The sequence below is a fragment of the Bacteroides sp. AF34-31BH genome, assembly GCF_003602795.1.
Lineage (GTDB): Bacteria > Bacteroidota > Bacteroidia > Bacteroidales > Bacteroidaceae > Bacteroides > Bacteroides uniformis.
In genome coordinates this window covers 1-15301 of record NZ_QTLV01000004.1, presented here as the reverse complement: position 1 = coordinate 15301, position 15301 = coordinate 1, and the positions used below count along the sequence as shown (strand labels likewise).

At 42.5% G+C, this 15301-nt stretch carries 12 protein-coding genes, 1 tRNA gene and 2 pseudogenes; 14 read left to right on the top strand and 1 reads right to left on the bottom strand.

The annotated features are described in order from the left end of the window. Positions 1-26 precede the first annotated feature (26 nt). A complete protein-coding gene (locus DWZ67_RS08050; protein WP_016272657.1) occupies positions 27-1343 on the bottom strand; it encodes an aminotransferase class I/II-fold pyridoxal phosphate-dependent enzyme in 1317 nt (438 codons plus the stop codon). Between the two features lie 165 nt (positions 1344-1508). On the opposite strand from DWZ67_RS08050, the gene DWZ67_RS08045 reads away from it, so the two are divergent. The 14 genes and pseudogenes from DWZ67_RS08045 to DWZ67_RS07980 form a co-directional block, all read left to right on the top strand. Further along, positions 1509-1582, top strand: a tRNA-Asp gene (locus DWZ67_RS08045). 375 nt (positions 1583-1957) lie between these two features. Next, entirely contained in the window at positions 1958-2773 is an 816-nt protein-coding gene (locus DWZ67_RS08040) for a carboxymuconolactone decarboxylase family protein (RefSeq protein WP_016272656.1), read from the top strand. Between the two features lie 434 nt (positions 2774-3207). Beyond that, positions 3208-4508: pseudogene (locus tag DWZ67_RS08035) on the top strand (ATP-binding protein). A gap of 147 nt (positions 4509-4655) precedes the next feature. Further along, entirely contained in the window at positions 4656-5672 is a 1017-nt protein-coding gene (locus DWZ67_RS08030; protein ID WP_016272653.1) for a transcriptional regulator, read from the top strand. Between the two features lie 138 nt (positions 5673-5810). Continuing rightward, on the top strand, positions 5811-6047 hold the full coding sequence (locus tag DWZ67_RS08025; protein ID WP_005835266.1) for an NVEALA domain-containing protein: 237 nt from the start codon (positions 5811-5813) through the stop codon (positions 6045-6047). Beyond that, the gene (locus tag DWZ67_RS08020) at positions 6016-7083 is read left to right on the top strand and encodes a BF3164 family lipoprotein (RefSeq protein WP_009037140.1); all 1068 of its coding nucleotides are present in this window, start codon (positions 6016-6018) and stop codon (positions 7081-7083) included. The genes DWZ67_RS08025 and DWZ67_RS08020 overlap by 32 nt, the downstream gene beginning before the upstream one ends. Positions 7084-7353: 270 nt before the next feature. Beyond that, the gene (locus DWZ67_RS08015) at positions 7354-7593 is read left to right on the top strand and encodes an NVEALA domain-containing protein (protein ID WP_005835269.1); all 240 of its coding nucleotides are present in this window, start codon (positions 7354-7356) and stop codon (positions 7591-7593) included. A gap of 26 nt (positions 7594-7619) precedes the next feature. Beyond that, positions 7620-7847: a hypothetical protein gene (locus DWZ67_RS08010; RefSeq protein ID WP_008665591.1), complete on the top strand. Its 228-nt coding sequence runs from the start codon at positions 7620-7622 to the stop codon at positions 7845-7847. 132 nt (positions 7848-7979) lie between these two features. Beyond that, positions 7980-9032, top strand: coding sequence for a BF3164 family lipoprotein (locus DWZ67_RS08005; RefSeq protein ID WP_005835273.1), 1053 nt, complete (start codon positions 7980-7982; stop codon positions 9030-9032). A 2-nt stretch (positions 9033-9034) separates the two neighbouring features. After that, positions 9035-9907 carry a DUF1573 domain-containing protein gene (locus DWZ67_RS08000; RefSeq protein WP_034523106.1) on the top strand — a complete coding sequence of 291 codons (873 nt, stop codon included), beginning with the start codon at positions 9035-9037 and terminating at the stop codon, positions 9905-9907. A 12-nt stretch (positions 9908-9919) separates the two neighbouring features. After that, a complete protein-coding gene (gene lepB / locus DWZ67_RS07995; RefSeq protein WP_016272652.1) occupies positions 9920-10810 on the top strand; it encodes a signal peptidase I in 891 nt (296 codons plus the stop codon). Between the two features lies 1 nt (position 10811). Further along, a complete protein-coding gene (locus tag DWZ67_RS07990) occupies positions 10812-12731 on the top strand; it encodes a hypothetical protein (RefSeq protein ID WP_120130282.1) in 1920 nt (639 codons plus the stop codon). Between the two features lie 44 nt (positions 12732-12775). Next, positions 12776-14734: a transglutaminase domain-containing protein gene (locus DWZ67_RS07985; RefSeq protein ID WP_117963743.1), complete on the top strand. Its 1959-nt coding sequence runs from the start codon at positions 12776-12778 to the stop codon at positions 14732-14734. Between the two features lie 34 nt (positions 14735-14768). Continuing rightward, positions 14769-15301: pseudogene (locus DWZ67_RS07980) on the top strand (hypothetical protein); the annotation flags it as partial.

The window sequence follows — 15301 nt, the reverse complement described above, 5'->3', positions numbered from 1 at the left end:
ATACCTTATTTATATAGGGATATTTTTTATTGGATGGGGTGATTCTCGGCAAAAATCGCCATACGTTCGTCCAACTGGTCGTACTGATGGTCTTGGATAAAGGAAGTGCAGGCACGCAATCCTTCTTGATGGCTTCCGGTGGTCACCAGCGAAATGGCGCTTACACCGTAGTACATTAGTTCCCGCGCAAGTTCTCCGCTACTCATGCCCGGATAACCGATGGTGAAATAGAAACCGTCGGCAACGGGATCACCCAAATCATTGTCGTATACCAAGTGGAAACCGTGGCGCAAGAAGATTTCTTTCAGGCGGCGGGCACGCTCACCGTATACTTTCACTTCATCAAGGAAGTTGTATTGACCTTCATTGGCTGCTTTAAGCATGGCGGCAAGAGCATACTGCGCAGAGTGGCTGGTGCCGGAGGAGAGCGCATAGAGTACGCGGTGGATGAATACTGTGCCGAAGGTGCCGCCGCCGTAGCGTTGTGTCAACCCGGGATAGGCCCGATGATACAGTTTGTCCGAAATGCAGCTGACACCGATACGTTGACCGGCATAGCTGAAAGCTTTGGAACCGGAAATGAGCAGCACGTAATAGTCCGTATAGTGTGCCACAGAAGGTTGGTAAGGCGCTTGGAACGGTTTGCTCAAGTCTTGGCGGAAGTCCATGGCAAAGTAGGCGAGGTCTTCCAGCACAATGACGTCATATTGGGTTGCCAGTTCGCCGATGATGCGCAACTCTTCTTCTTTCAGGCAAATCCAGCTGGGGTTGTTGGGATTGGAATAGACGATGGCGGAGATATTGCCTTTGCTGAGGTAACTTTCCAGCTTCGCTTTCAACTTGTCGCCACGGTAGTCATATACGTCAAAGGTTTCATATTTCTGTCCCATCACGACCAACTGCTGCTTCTGTACCGGGAAACCGGGATCGATGAAGAGAATGGTATCCTTTTTCTCATCGCATTGGCTACATGTGAGAAATGAAGCGAAAGTTCCTTGCATGGAGCCGGTAACTGGTACACAACCTTCGGGGGCTACATCTACATTGATAAAGGCTTTGATGAAACGTGCTGCTTCCTCTTTCAAGGCGGGAAGTCCGTTGATGTCCGGGTAGAGGCTGGCAATACCATTCTGCAATGCCTCCACCTCTGCCTGTACGCCGACGGTTGAGGGGGGGAGTCCGGGTACACCCATTTCCATTTTTATGAATTCCACACCCGATGCCGCTTCGGCATTGGCTGCAATGGCTTTTACTTCACGGATGGTTGCTTTGGCAAAGTCTGTGATATGAAAATCTGCGATAGTTTCATCTATCAACTTACGTTCAATAGGAGTATTTCTCATGATTTCAATATTAATTTAGTTTTGCAAAGGTAACATAAATCTCTTATAATCAAGCTTTGTTAAAAAAAAGATGATTTTTTTTCTTTCAATCTATTGCAGATATAAGAATTTTGTCTACCTTTGCAACCGCAATCGAGAGAGATGGCAACAAAGAAATGAAATAATGGTGCGTTAGTTCAGTTGGTTAGAATACATGCCTGTCACGCATGGGGTCACGGGTTCGAGTCCCGTACGCACCGCGAAAGCAAATAGCAAATTAAAGCAAAGCTCTGAAATTCTTGAATTTCAGAGCTTTTTTTGTTTTCTGTATCGGCAGAGAATAACGATTAAAAACAAATCATGCGTGGGATTATTCGTGGGATTTCTGCCAGTCTTACTATACTCATCTGATGAACTTGAACTTTCTTGCGGTATAATCGGGAATTCGGGTACAAATATCCGTAAATCATATACACCTTCGCTTGTGCTATCGCGGTACCTTTATCATCAGAAGTTTAACAAGAAAAATAGAGTAATATAGCGTATGGCAAAAACAATTTTAGGAGTTCTGTCGAATCCCTGCAAGGTGACCCAGCTAACAAACTCAATAACTTCATGCAATAAATAGAACGACTATGAACAAGATTTTTTTAATTTCAGTATTCAGCATTTTAACACTCAATGTTATGGCACAGGAAAAGATAGTACAGACAGCAGGACGCATCCAGTTGGGTGAGTTTGCTCCTAAATTTGCGGAGCTCAACGACGATGTCCTCTTTGGCGAGGTCTGGAGCCGCACCGACAAACTCGGTCTGCGCGACCGTAGTTTAGTAACTATTACCTCTCTTATCAGTCAGGGAATCACGGATAATTCGCTCGTGTTCCACCTTCAGTCGGCAAAAAAGAACGGCATCACCCGTACGGAGATTGCCGAAATCATCACCCATATCGGATTCTATGCCGGTTGGCCCAAAGCGTGGGCAGCGTTTAATCTGGCCAAAGGCGTATGGGCAGAGGACACCGCCGGTGAAGATACCAAAGCCGCGTTCCAGCGTGAAATGATTTTCCCCATTGGAGAACCGAACACAGCATACGCACAGTACTTCATAGGTAACAGCTATCTTGCTCCCGTTTCACGCGAGCAGGTTTCCGTCTCTAACGTCACTTTCGAGCCTCGTTGCCGCAATAACTGGCACATGCACCGCGCTACTAAAGGCGGTGGACAGATGCTTATCGGTGTTGCCGGTCGTGGGTGGTATCAAGAAGAAGGCAAGCCGGCAGTAGAGATTCTACCCGGTACGGTTATCCATATCCCTGCAAATGTGAAGCATTGGCACGGTGCCGCTTCTGATGGTTGGTTTGCCCATCTTGCTTTCGAAGTTCCCGGTGAGGATACTTCTAATGAATGGCTAGAGCCGGTGACGGATGAAGAATACGATAAACTTAAATAATACAATCCACAAGTCAAAACTGAAACTATCATTTTGCTCTGTCATTAGCTTCGCTCAAAACCTTATCTGACTTTTTCATTAAAGTATAGTTTTTGCTTCGTTCTGACTGTGTTGAGACGGACGAACTCAACGTCTTCTTTATCAGCATACAACAGCTGTACGAACACTTTGCTGAATATAAAGTATCACTTTATCGCGAGTAAAGCAACACTTTATTGCGAGTAAAGCAGTGCTTTATCAGTGATAAAGTATCACTTTATTACGAATAAAGTGTCGCTTTATTGATGATACTCGATAACTTTTCATTTAACTTGTTCCTGTAGCGGGCACAAACGGGTATTGGGGTGCGGTTGCCCTGAAAAAAGGGCGTACTTTCTTTATTTGCGGAATATGTGTCATCTTTGTCATACTTGTAATTTAAAACAGTAGCAACTATGGAATTGATTGGCAGACGTTACTCGATAGGGATACAGAATTTTGAGGAACTTCGCAACCGGAATTGTGTGTATGTGGACAAGACGGAGCTGGTTTATAAATTGGTGAATACAGATAAGGTCTATTTCTTCAGTCGTCCCCGTCGGTTTGGCAAGAGCCTGCTCGTGTCTACGCTGGAGGCCTATTTCCTGGGGAAAAAGGAACTTTTCGAGGGACTGGCCATGGAACGGCTGGAGCAGGAGTGGGAGGCCTATCCGGTGCTGCACGTCGATTTCAGTCTGACGAAATATACCGAGCTGCGCGACTTGACGGGGCAATTGAATTTGTTTTTATCCCGTTGGGAAGAAATTTACGGAAAAAAGGAAGAGGAAGAGGGGGCGGCAGAGCGCCTGCAAGGCATCATCCTGCGTGCCTACGCCAAGACCGGAAAGCCGGTTGTAGTGCTGATTGACGAGTACGATGCTCCTCTGCTTGACAGTAATTCCGATGCCCTTTTGCAACAACAGCTTCGCAACGAGATATGCAAGTTCTTCAGTCCTCTCAAGGGATTGGGGCAATATCTCCGTTTTCTCTTCATCACGGGCATCAGCAAGTTCAGCCAGCAGAGCATCTTCAGCAGACTGAACAATTTGCAGAGATAGATATTCTGCGCCACGCAGACTTCGATGTGCGCGCTCTGGAAGGTGTTGAGGCTACCGATGAGCAGTTTGATGCGCCTACGGAACAGATAACGAGTCCCATTCCGGTGCTCTACCAGAGCGGTTATCTGACGATAAAGGGATATGACCCGCTGTTCCGCCTTTACAAGCTGGCTTACCCCAATAGTGAGGTACGTTATGGTTTTACGGAGTCCCTGCTTCCTTCATACGTTCATCGTTTTCCGCGTGAAAACACCTTCTACGTCGTCTCTTTCCTTCGCGACCTGATGAAGGGTGATGTGGATAGCTGCCTGGAGCGTACCCGTTCCTTCTTTGCCTCCATTCCCAATGATTTGGATAACAAGACCGAAAAGCATTATCAGACCATTTTCTATTTGTTGTTCCGGTTGATGGGGCAATATGTGGAGTCGGAAGTGAAGAGTTCCGTAGGCCGTGCGGATGTGGTGGTGCAGTTGCAGGATGCCGTTTATGTCTTCGAGTTCAAATACGACGGTACCCCGGAAGAGGCGTTGGCGCAGATTGACAGCAAGCAGTATGCCATCCCTTACCGGGCAGACGGCAGGCGTGTGGTAAAAATTGGCGTGAATTTTGACAGTTCCACGCGGACGATTGGCGGGTGGAAAATAGCTAAAGCAGATTAGAAGAAGAAACTGTTTTGATTTTATATCCTTCTTTCTCAAGTCATTTTCCTTTTTTCTTTATATTATTGTTTAACTTTGGCGCTATTAAGCGGATGCCTCTTCGAGTGCATGGGTAGAAATGAATAAGCAACAGAAAGGAAGGAGTAGATGAAACGCTATAAGAAGATTCTTATGATATGGATATGTGCCATTGTAGTGGTGGCAGTGTCTGTGATAGTAGCATTATATGATAATGCCAACCAGGGACAAGACGTGGCTAAGGAGGTTGCTGTAGAAACTCTGCGGAAGGTTGCGGAACGGGTCGTGAATCGGGAATTTGATGGGCTGGGGATGTTCTATGCATTTGGGTCTGATAGTGGTAAGAAGCATACCAAAAGGAAAGCGATATCAGAAAATGGTGAATTTGAAGTGATAATAGATTCATTGAAAGAGGCACAAGGACTATTCCCGTTGGATGTCGTAGGGTTTAAAGCCGATATGTTGAATTATTATGGAAAATTTCCATTGGAAGAGATTTGTCTTGAGTGGAAAGCTGAGATGAATGATAGGTATGGCGGAGTCATGTGTGCTCTTTTTCTGAAGGTTAATCCGATGGGAAAGGGCATTGTGCAAGAATTATCTACTGGAGATGAAACTATAATTGCTTCACAGAATGATTTAGGTACTTACTATTTGAACGGTATGTACACAATGAGGTTGACAGCTTATATGCTGCTTGATTTTTGGCACTGTGTGGATTGGGCAGACCATGTGCTGCAGATACTATCCTGTATTTTGTGCATTCTGTTATTGGGACTGGCGGTTTATATAGGAGGGCAACAGTATAGAAAGAGAAAAACGGCTGATACGTTGACAAAGAGCACTTACCGGTTCGGGAAGTATATATTTGATTCCGTCAACCATACACTGACTTATGAAGGTGAAAAAATATCTTGTACGCCACAAGCTGCGAAGTTATTACTTGGTTTTGCCAAGTCGTCCGAACTTTTCCTGACGAACGATGAAATAGCGGAAATTTGCGGTTGGCCATTGAGTGATTTGAATTTAGGCAGCCGCCGCAGAAAAGCAATAAGTTTATTGGGTAAACTCTTTGAGGCGGACGATTCCGTTCAGATTCTTCTTCTGCCGGAAAGGAAGGGGTATCAAATTGTTATCTCCAAGTAGATGAAATGTTAACCCATATTGGTGTGTCGGGTGTGAACTTTTTTTCACGCCCCAACTTTGGGCGTTTTCCGAATAAAGACTTGCAAAAGCCAAAATAATCCTTTTATCTTTGCTTGTGTAACAAAAAACAAAAACACTATGAAAAGCAAGGTGAAGCTATTAGGAACTTTGGCAATTAGTGCCATTTCGTTTTTAAGCTATGTTCAAATTAGTCATTCGGAAAAGCTAGATGATTTGCTATTGGAAAATATAGAGGCATTGGCTGCTGGTGAGAGTGGGGATGATAGCAAATGTTTTGGGAGTGGTTCAATAGTTTGTCCTTTAACAAATCAAGGAGTAGCTCATGTGCAAATTTATTATAGCCTGCCTCATTAGCCTATCCGCACTGTCCTTTTCCTCTTGTACACAGAAAAAAGTAGCAACTTCTGTTGCCTACATGGATTTTCCGCAAACAATCGAGCTGAAAGCGAGGGTGCAGCCATTGGACACCGCTTTGTTCCGTTATCCGTTCCGCGTTCGGGTGCAGGGTGATAAGGCTGTGGTAATGGATTTGCATGGCACGGACTACTTTTGCCATGTTTTCCACTATCCGGGTTTCCGCTATTTTGCTTCGTTCGGCAAGCGGGGCGAGGCTCCCGAAGAGATGCTTTCTGCTGAAAATATCCGATGGCATGGTCAATCTCTGTGGGGACTTGATGCTGGTAAGTCCGTATTAACCAAGTATGATTTTACTTCGTCGGGTTGCTCAATCGTTCCTCAGAAAGTGATAAATATGGATGCTGACATGCTTCGCGTTTTAGACTTTGTGATGGTTGACGACTTTACCTTCATTGTTCCGGACGGATCTGGCAGTAGCCGCTTTTGCTGGGTAAACTATCAAGGGAAATTATTGCGCAGAACCGGTCAAATACCGTCAGCCAACGCGGAGGCTTTACAGAATGCCCGTCCTGCATTGGCTCAGGCATGGCGTAGCTTCATCGACTATAATCCCCGAAATGGAGTGCTGGCAGCAGTTACCCAGTTGGGCGAAGTACTTGAAGTCTTTAATTTGAAAGATAGTACGCATGTGGTACGCATTGGTCCGCACGGTGAACCGGAGTTTAAGATTTCTCAGGGTTATGGTATTCCTACGGGTATCATGGGATTTAGCGATGTCCAAGTGGCAGACAGTGCCATTTATGCGGTTTTTCATGGGCGCTCTTTTAAGGAAATTGCGCAAAATGTACAGCAAGGTGTCTATTTGCCGGATGGAGGACGGTATATCTATGTTTTTAGTCTGACCGGCGAACCTCTCTGCAGGTATGTGTTAGATCATTATGTTTATGGCATATCGGTAGATGAACAAAAAGGAATAATCTTGGCAACGGATGTGAATAAAGATGATCCGATAATAGAGTATAGTATGAAATAAAGTAAACTATAATATGGATGGAGAGGAACGGACGGTTCACGTTTGGTTGGTGCATCTCGTACCGTCCGTTCCATAACCCACCAAGAAAGGAGGTCGAGGCAAAGATAGTAATTTGAATTGAAAACAGAGTGTGTTTTCTGCCATTTCGATAGGTATGGCAAGAAAAGAGTTCTCCAAGATTTTTATATCTTGATTCTGGTACGCAAGCATTATGCTTGTGGTAAATGATAAAAAAAGAATAATCTTATACTAATAAAACTGAAGAGTAGTATGAAGAAAATGATTAAGATAGCTTTTGTTGCAGCATTTGCAGCGATTGCAGGATATGGAGTTTATGCAAATCAGAAAACAGATGTTATGTCTGATTTGGCATTGGCTAATATAGAAGCATTAGCAGATGGTGGTGAAGGTTCTGGTGATTGTTATGGTTGTGCTATATATGCAATTGGTATCTGTAAAGATTGGGGATGGGGTGGATGTAAAGGACAATCGCTTATACACTATGTTTAATTAATAAATATAAATCAAGAAATAGTATGAAAAAAATATTAATATTGTTTGTTGTTCTGTTTTCTTTAATCAGTGTAGAAAGATTGCATACTGTAGAAGATACTGAGCAGATATGTGAGTTGCTGTTAAAGAATGTAGATGCTATGGCGTCTGGTGCAGAGATTATAATAGGTCCATTTTGTATTCAAACAGATCGTACATGTTTTGTAGATTATGATGGCTTTTTTGTAAGAGGGTATCGTCAGTATTTCTAGTAATTCATTTTATTGGATAAATACAGAAAATAATTCAGGAGAACTCTTCTTTGTTATTCTAAATAAAAGACAACAAAGAAGAGAATTCTCTTGATTATATGTTAATATACTAATATTTTTTTATTCTTTATTATGAAATATTTATTGGTTCTAATTTTAGTAGTTTCATTTTCATCATGTACAAATTATGATGAAAAAATGAGAAAATTTGATGCTTCATTTACAAAGATGCGTAAAATTACTTCTGCGAATGTCTTAAATCATGAATTAATTTTAGGGAGACCATATATTATTCATTATGCTGATTCATCGGTTGTTATCTATGATGATATAAATGATAGTATATTTACATTAATAGATTTAAGAGATAATAATTCTGTATATCATTTTGGAAAAAGAGGGGAAGGTAATAATGAATTCCTTCAGGTTTTTTCTTTGTGCTCTTTGTATGGAGATTCGTTAATTGGGGTATATGATGTTTATAAGCGGAACCTAGTGGAAATGAATCTACGGCAAATTAAACAAGGAAACATTCAATTTCCAGTGTTGATGCAGGATAGTCTGATGAGCTTAAATATATGCCCAACTCAATATGATACATATTTAGGATTAGGGTTTTATGAAAATAATATGTTTAGTCTTACTGGTAAGCATATTGGAAGTAGGTATTACTACGAGTATCCTTATCGTGATAAACAAGAAAAAGAAGTTAAAAATCGTTTAAGAGGAATGGCTTATCAAGGAACGTTATCTTCTAATAAATCATTGAATCGATTTGTCTTTGCTATAGGGTCAGCACCTATATTTTCATTGTATTCTGTAAATAAAGATAATATAGATAAATCATTTGAATTTGTAGGAGGATACCCTGAATATAAAACAGAAGATACAGGTACAACTAGGTCGGCCCCAATGAGTGTAGCTAATAAAATGGCTTTTATTAAAGCTTATGCTACAGAGAAGTATGTTTATCTACTGTATTCAGGAAATAGTTATAAGGAAGTTGGTGTAAAGGCTTTTAATGGAAAAATTATTTATCAGCTAGCTTGGGATGCCACTCCTATATGTAAGTTTGTCTTAGATTTTCCAATTATGAATTTTTGTGTATCAGATTCAGATGATACAATATATGCTTTAATGGATAAAGAGGAAGTAGAATTGGTTAAATATTCGTTGAATTTGTAGTTATGAATCGTATTTTATATATTTCTCTGTCAGTTATACTATTTATTTCTTGTGGAAATAAGGATCGAGAAATACTCGTAAAGTTAATGCAAGAGTGGAAAGGACGTGAAATATTGTATCCTAATGATATGCATTTTTTTATGCAAGGTCGAGATACTTTGAATGCAGATTCCATATGTATGTATAAGATAATAACCTATATAGATTCGATAGGTTGTATGAGTTGTAAATTGGGTTTATCACAATGGCAAGATTTTGCAGTAAATGTTGATTCTATATTCCCGAATACTGTGCATTTTCAGTTTGTTTTTCAGCCATATAAGCTTAATGAAATACGGCTTTTGTTAAAGAGAGAACGGTTTAATCATTCGGTATATATAGATAAAAATAATAAGTTTAATAAATTGAATAAATTTCCTTCTAATATGAATTTTCAAACTTTTTTGTTAGATAGAAATAATAGGGTTATTGCTATTGGTAATCCAATTTATAATCCTAAAGTGAAAGAACTCTATCTGAAGATTATTAAAGGTGAGAAGATAGAACGAAGAGATGAAAGTAAAGTGATAAAAACAGAAGTGGATGCCAGCAATATATCTGTTTCGCTGGGTCGTTTTGATTGGCAGGAGGAACAAAAAGCAACTTTTATATTGAAGAATGTGGGTGACAAACCATTGGTTATACAAGATGTTGCCACTTCTTGTGGTTGTACTACCGTAGCTTATTCAAAGGAACCGGCATTACCGGGTAAGGAAATAGCTTTGGAAGTGGTTTATAAAGCCGAACATCCGGAGCACTTCGACAAGACGATAACGGTATATTGCAATACAGAAAATTCTCCGTTGGTTTTGAAGATTAGTGGGGATGCAAAATAACTGATTGATGGGATGAAGGAGCGGCTGCAATTGAAAAAATGGTTGAATGGAATAACAAACGTATTATTCTGTCTGTGCCTGCTTGTTGTGATACTGATAGTATTGCAGGTGTTTGTGGTGACCTCCTTCAAGATACCGTCGGACTCGATGGAACCGTCGTTGCTGGCGGGTGATTGTATTCTGGTGGATAAATGTTCGGGTGGAGCACGCCTATTCAATGTGCTTGATGCCGTGGAGAAAAAGGAGGTGAGGATGCACCGTATGTCCGGATGGAGAAATTTTCAGCGGAATGATGTACTAGTGTTCAATTTTCCTTATCCGGGCAGGTGGGACAGCATTGCGCTGGACGTGATGTTGTATTACGTGAAGCGCTGTATCGCCGTGCCGGGTGATACGTTGGAGATAAGGAATACACATTATCGTGTGTCCGGATTTGATGGTATCGCAGGAAATGTGCAGGCGCAGGAGGAATTAGGTAAATTGATATCTTCGGGCATGACGGAGGAACGGGGCCTTGTTCTTAAGAGCTTTCCCGATGGTGGCTGTAATGGGTGGACTATCAGCGAGTTTGGGCCTCTTTATATACCGGCCAAAGGCAGCGTGGTAGGAATGAATCCGGAAACACGGTTGCTGTATCGGAACGTGATAGAGTGGGAACAGAAAAAGAAACTGACATTGCATGGAGATTCGGTTCTGCTGGGGGACAGTGTGATACACAATTACCGCTTCTGTGAGAACTATTATTTTGTTTCGGGTGACAAGATGGTGAATTCAAAAGATTCCCGCTACTGGGGATTACTGCCGGAACCATTTATAGTGGGAAGGGCATGGCTGGTATGGAAGTCCGTCAGCCCGAATACTGGAAAAATGAGATGGAAACGTATCTTTAAAAGAATAGACTAAGATGAAAGTTCTGTTTAAATTGCTCTGGATATTATTGATTGCCGGGATATTGGAGGCTTGCAATGCTTCCGGCAGATTGGAGTACGCACTGGAGTGTGCTGCAACCAACAAAGGCGAACTGGAAAAGGTACTGGAACATTATAAAGATGAGCCTGAAAAATATAAAGCCGCTTGTTTCTTGATAGAAAATATGCCTTATCACTATGCCCTTGAAGGTGAAGAACTGGATTCTTTGAAAACAGTGCTGGCTTCGGCAGATGCTTATGGGGTGATGCTGAAGGATACTGCCGTACCGGATTGGGATTATTATACCCCTTCCGGATTGCAGAGAAAACCGGATGTACTGAATATAAGGGCTGAATTCTTGATAAATAACATTGATTTGGCTTTTGATGGTTGGAAAAAGCGTCCGTGGAATGCTTCCCTTTCTTTTGCAGATTTCTGTGAATGGCTGCTTCCCTATCGTATCGGAAATGAGACTCCGGACAACTGGCGGCAGATATACCATGACCGTTATTCCTTTTTGCTGGACGAGGTTTATACGGGTATCGATGTAGTGGAGGCGATTAGCGTAGTTTGGGAGTATTTGCAGAAGGAAGACCCTTACCGGTTTACGTGGGTCTTTAACTATCCGCATTTGGGAGGAGAGTACCTGCTGCATAATCGTATCGGCAAGTGTCAGGATGCTTGTGATTTTATGATTTATGTGATGCGGGCCATCGGCGTCCCGGTAGCCTATGATTTCTATACTTTCAATGCGGAAACACGAAAAGGGCATGTGTGGAATGTGGTGAGGGATGTAACGGGTGTCTGCCTTCCTTTTACTTTCCCTTCCCGGAAGCCGGAACGGGGAAGTTTCTATATTGACAGTCGGCGCCCGAGCGTGGTTTACCGCCGGTGTTTTGGCAGGCAATGGGACATGGATGGTGATTTTATGCGGAACCAGTCCGTACCGGCTGCTTTTAAGGATGTGTTTGCAAGAAAAGTGTCGGATAATTATTTTGATTCGAATCTGGAACTGCCGGTAGAAGGGATGGACGGGAATTATGTTTATGTGGGGTTGTTCAGTGCTTATGGGTGGCGGGGAATAGATTTTACTAAGGTAGAAAGTGGAAAAGCGCTTTTCAGGAATTTGGCTTCGAGGCAGGTTTATATATTGTTGGCATTCGCAAACGGGCAGTATCGCCCTATTGGAAATCCTTTTTATTTTGATGGCAAGGATATACATCCTTATGTTGCAGATACCTCCAAGTGCTATTCTGCTGAATTGTATCGGAAATACCCTCTTTCGGAACGTATCAGGAATTATATGGGAGGGATAAAAGACGGGCATTTTGAGGCGGCTTGTGATAAGGATTTTAAAAATGCGGAGTTGTTGTGTACTGTGAAAGATACGCCCGGTATCAATTATAATCACGTTATTCTTGAGAAACCGGTAAGGGGTCGCTATGCCCGTTTTTGTTCTTCGGCAGAGGGATATGCGGAAGTTGCCGAAATGCATTTTTATAAAGGAGAGGAAGAAATTGTCCCTATAGACAGTTGGGGAGATGCTCCGGCTACAGTGGGTACTTTTGCCCATCAGGTCTATGATAATGAGCCGTTGTCGTATTTCATTTCATCAAAACCCGGTGCAAGTGTAACGGTGGATTTTGGAAAGGTTGTTACTATAGACAATTTTATGTATATGCCCCGTAACGATGATAACTTTGTCAGGATAGGGGATTGTTATGAACTCTTCTATTGGGGAGAGGGCTGTTGGAACTCATTGGGGAAGAAAATGGCAGAAAAACCTTTTCTGCCATATGACGGGATACCATCGGGAGCTTTGCTCTATTTGCATGACAGTACCCGTGGAGAAGAAGAACTGATATTTCATATGGAAGATGGTAAGCAGGTATTTGTATCGGATTGTAAGGATTGATTGGACTGCCTTTCAGATTGGAATAGAAAAAATGGAATAGTGATATGAAGCATTGGTGTGTATGGGTATGGTTTACAGCAGGTCTGTTTATGGCTTGTTCTTCGGAAAATCAGTGGCTGGACACAGCTTTGAATCTTGCCGGTGATAACCGTGCGGAGTTGCAAAAGGTACTGGACCGTTACAAGGAAGAGGACGGTGACAAATATCGTGCTGCTTGTTTTCTGATAGAGAATATGCCTTTTCATGGTGCTTACGAGGGAAAGGCCTTGGAGAATTACAGGAAGTATTTCAGTGAATACGTTTCATTTCCTTATTCCAGGCATGTGCAAGAGTTGATTGATTCCTTGAAAAGAGCAGATGGAGAATTTTCTATAAATCAATTGACTTATAAGAGGGACATTATGACGGTGGATTCCGCTTTTTTGGTCAATCATATAGAATGGGCATTCAAAGTCTGGCGGGAGCAACCTTGGGGAAAGCATGTTGATTTTGATACTTTCTGCGAATATATATTGCCTTATAGAATAGGGGATGAGCCGCTTTCTCTCTGGCGCAAAGAAATTTATGAGTGCTATAGCCCGATTTTGGATGAATTCAGGAAGACAGATGAGGCTGATAATCCTAAGGTTGCCGCCCAGTTGTTGATGGATACGTTGCGGAAAGCGAACTACCGGAATACGGCTCTTTTTCCGGTGGGGCCTCATTTGGGACCGGATGTACTGAAATGGCATACGGGCAGTTGCCGAGAGTTTACGGATGCCATGATATATGTGTTGCGGGCATTGGGCATTCCGTGCGGAGTAGATAGGGTGATGGTATTAGGAGACAACAATGCCTCTCATTTCTGGAATTTTGTTTTGGATAAGGAAGGAAAGACATACATTGCAAATCTTCCTTATGAAGAAGTATGGAGCAAAGCGGAAGAATATAGCATTTCGAGGGGAAAAATGTACCGGGCAACCTATAGTATTGATAAGGAGGCGGTACGGAAACTGGGGAAATATTCCGATGTTTACCCGGCATTCCGACGTCCGTTCTTCCGCGATGTCACTGCACTTTATACCGGTAGCAGGAATTGGACTGTAGCTCTTCCGGATTCTTTGCTTTCCGGACAGTTTCGTGAGGGGGATATGGTGTATTTGTGCCTTGCCAACAGACTACAATGGCAACCTATAGGATATACTTTCTTTAAAAAGCGGGAGGCTCGTTTTGAGGATGTGGGAGGCGGGGCGGTCTTTACGCTGGCTGCCTGGAACGGAAAGGAATACGCTGCAGTATCTTCTCCTTTTCTTCTGGAGCGTGAAACCGGAAAGATACGGTTCATTGTTCCGGAAGCTGAAAAGCAGGAATTGGTCTTGTATAGGAAGTGCCATCTTACTTTGAGTGTTCTTTTCAATGACCGGATGATTGGGGGAGTAGTGGAAGGAAGCGACCGGGCAGACTTTGGGCGGAAGGATACTCTACTTTTGATAAAGGAGGCTCCGTATCGGCTATATACTGTGGCCCGGTTGAAGTCTGATAAACCGTATCGGTATATGCGCTATAAGGGTGCTGACGGATGTTTCTGTAATATCTCGGAACTGGCTTTTTATGAGAATACGGAAGATACCATACCTCTATATGGGGAAATCATAGGTACTCCGGGAAGTTTTGAAGACAATACACATGAATATTTGAACGCATTTGACGGTAATCCGGATACTTCATTTGATTATATACATCCGGATGGAGGATGGACCGGGATGGACTTTGGAAGTCCCCATCGTGTGGAGAAGGTGGTGTATACTCCTCGTAATGAGGTGAATTTTATTTATAAAGGTAATTTGTATGAATTGTTTTATTGGGGTGGAGGAAAATGGAATTCTGTCGGGCGGCAAATGGCTGTGTCAGATTCTATTGTCTATTCAGGGTTTCAAGGTGCTTTATTTTATCTGAAGAATCACACAGCCGGTAAAGATGAACGGATTTTTGAATATAAAGACGGGAAACAAATCTTTTGGTGAATTATAGAATACTATTGAATATTTGATAGATAGAATGAATAATGTACGTAATCTATTGACTGGAAGTTTGGTCTACATTGCTTGTATAGTTTTATTGTCTTTGGCATGTAACGTTTCTTCCGGACTTCCTGTAGCTGATGTTATAGGGCAATGGCTCTATTTCGATAAAAGTGCATTGGTAGTTGCAGGATGTCTGTTGATGGCTGGATTGATGATGGAAAAAAGGTATTTTCTTTTTATACCGGTTTCGTGGGTATTGGTAATGCTGGGGGGCATTGAGGCTGTTTGGGGATTGAGGCAGCTTTATGGTTATGCTGTGTCCAACCATTCCTTGTATGTATTGACAGGTTCTTTCTTCAATCCGGGGCCTTATTCCGGCTATTTGGCCATGATACTTCCGGTCTGTCTGCATCAATGGCTGACCAAGAGGGGGGAGATTCTCTGCTCTGACCGGAATGACGGGAAAGGATGGAAAAAGGTGATGGATAAAGTTGGAGCTATGGTTGCCGGTGGCGTGATGCTGCTTATCCTTTGTGTGCTTCCGGCAGGAATGAGCCGTTCGGCATG

What these genes read in the sequence shown, in the direction of transcription:
- DWZ67_RS08000 (WP_034523106.1), top strand. Translation starts at nt 9,035, where the DNA reads ATGAATCGTATTTTATATATTTCTCTGTCAGTTATACTATTTATTTCT.
- DWZ67_RS08025 (WP_005835266.1), top strand. Translation starts at nt 5,811, where the DNA reads ATGAAAAGCAAGGTGAAGCTATTAGGAACTTTGGCAATTAGTGCCATT.
- DWZ67_RS07990 (WP_120130282.1), top strand. Translation starts at nt 10,812, where the DNA reads ATGAAAGTTCTGTTTAAATTGCTCTGGATATTATTGATTGCCGGGATA.
- DWZ67_RS07985 (WP_117963743.1), top strand. Translation starts at nt 12,776, where the DNA reads ATGAAGCATTGGTGTGTATGGGTATGGTTTACAGCAGGTCTGTTTATG.
- DWZ67_RS08040 (WP_016272656.1), top strand. Translation starts at nt 1,958, where the DNA reads ATGAACAAGATTTTTTTAATTTCAGTATTCAGCATTTTAACACTCAAT.
- DWZ67_RS08020 (WP_009037140.1), top strand. Translation starts at nt 6,016, where the DNA reads ATGTGCAAATTTATTATAGCCTGCCTCATTAGCCTATCCGCACTGTCC.
- lepB (WP_016272652.1), top strand. Translation starts at nt 9,920, where the DNA reads ATGAAGGAGCGGCTGCAATTGAAAAAATGGTTGAATGGAATAACAAAC.
- DWZ67_RS08030 (WP_016272653.1), top strand. Translation starts at nt 4,656, where the DNA reads ATGAAACGCTATAAGAAGATTCTTATGATATGGATATGTGCCATTGTA.
- DWZ67_RS08010 (WP_008665591.1), top strand. Translation starts at nt 7,620, where the DNA reads ATGAAAAAAATATTAATATTGTTTGTTGTTCTGTTTTCTTTAATCAGT.
- DWZ67_RS08005 (WP_005835273.1), top strand. Translation starts at nt 7,980, where the DNA reads ATGAAATATTTATTGGTTCTAATTTTAGTAGTTTCATTTTCATCATGT.
- DWZ67_RS08015 (WP_005835269.1), top strand. Translation starts at nt 7,354, where the DNA reads ATGAAGAAAATGATTAAGATAGCTTTTGTTGCAGCATTTGCAGCGATT.
- DWZ67_RS08050 (WP_016272657.1), bottom strand. Translation starts at nt 1,343, where the DNA reads ATGAGAAATACTCCTATTGAACGTAAGTTGATAGATGAAACTATCGCA.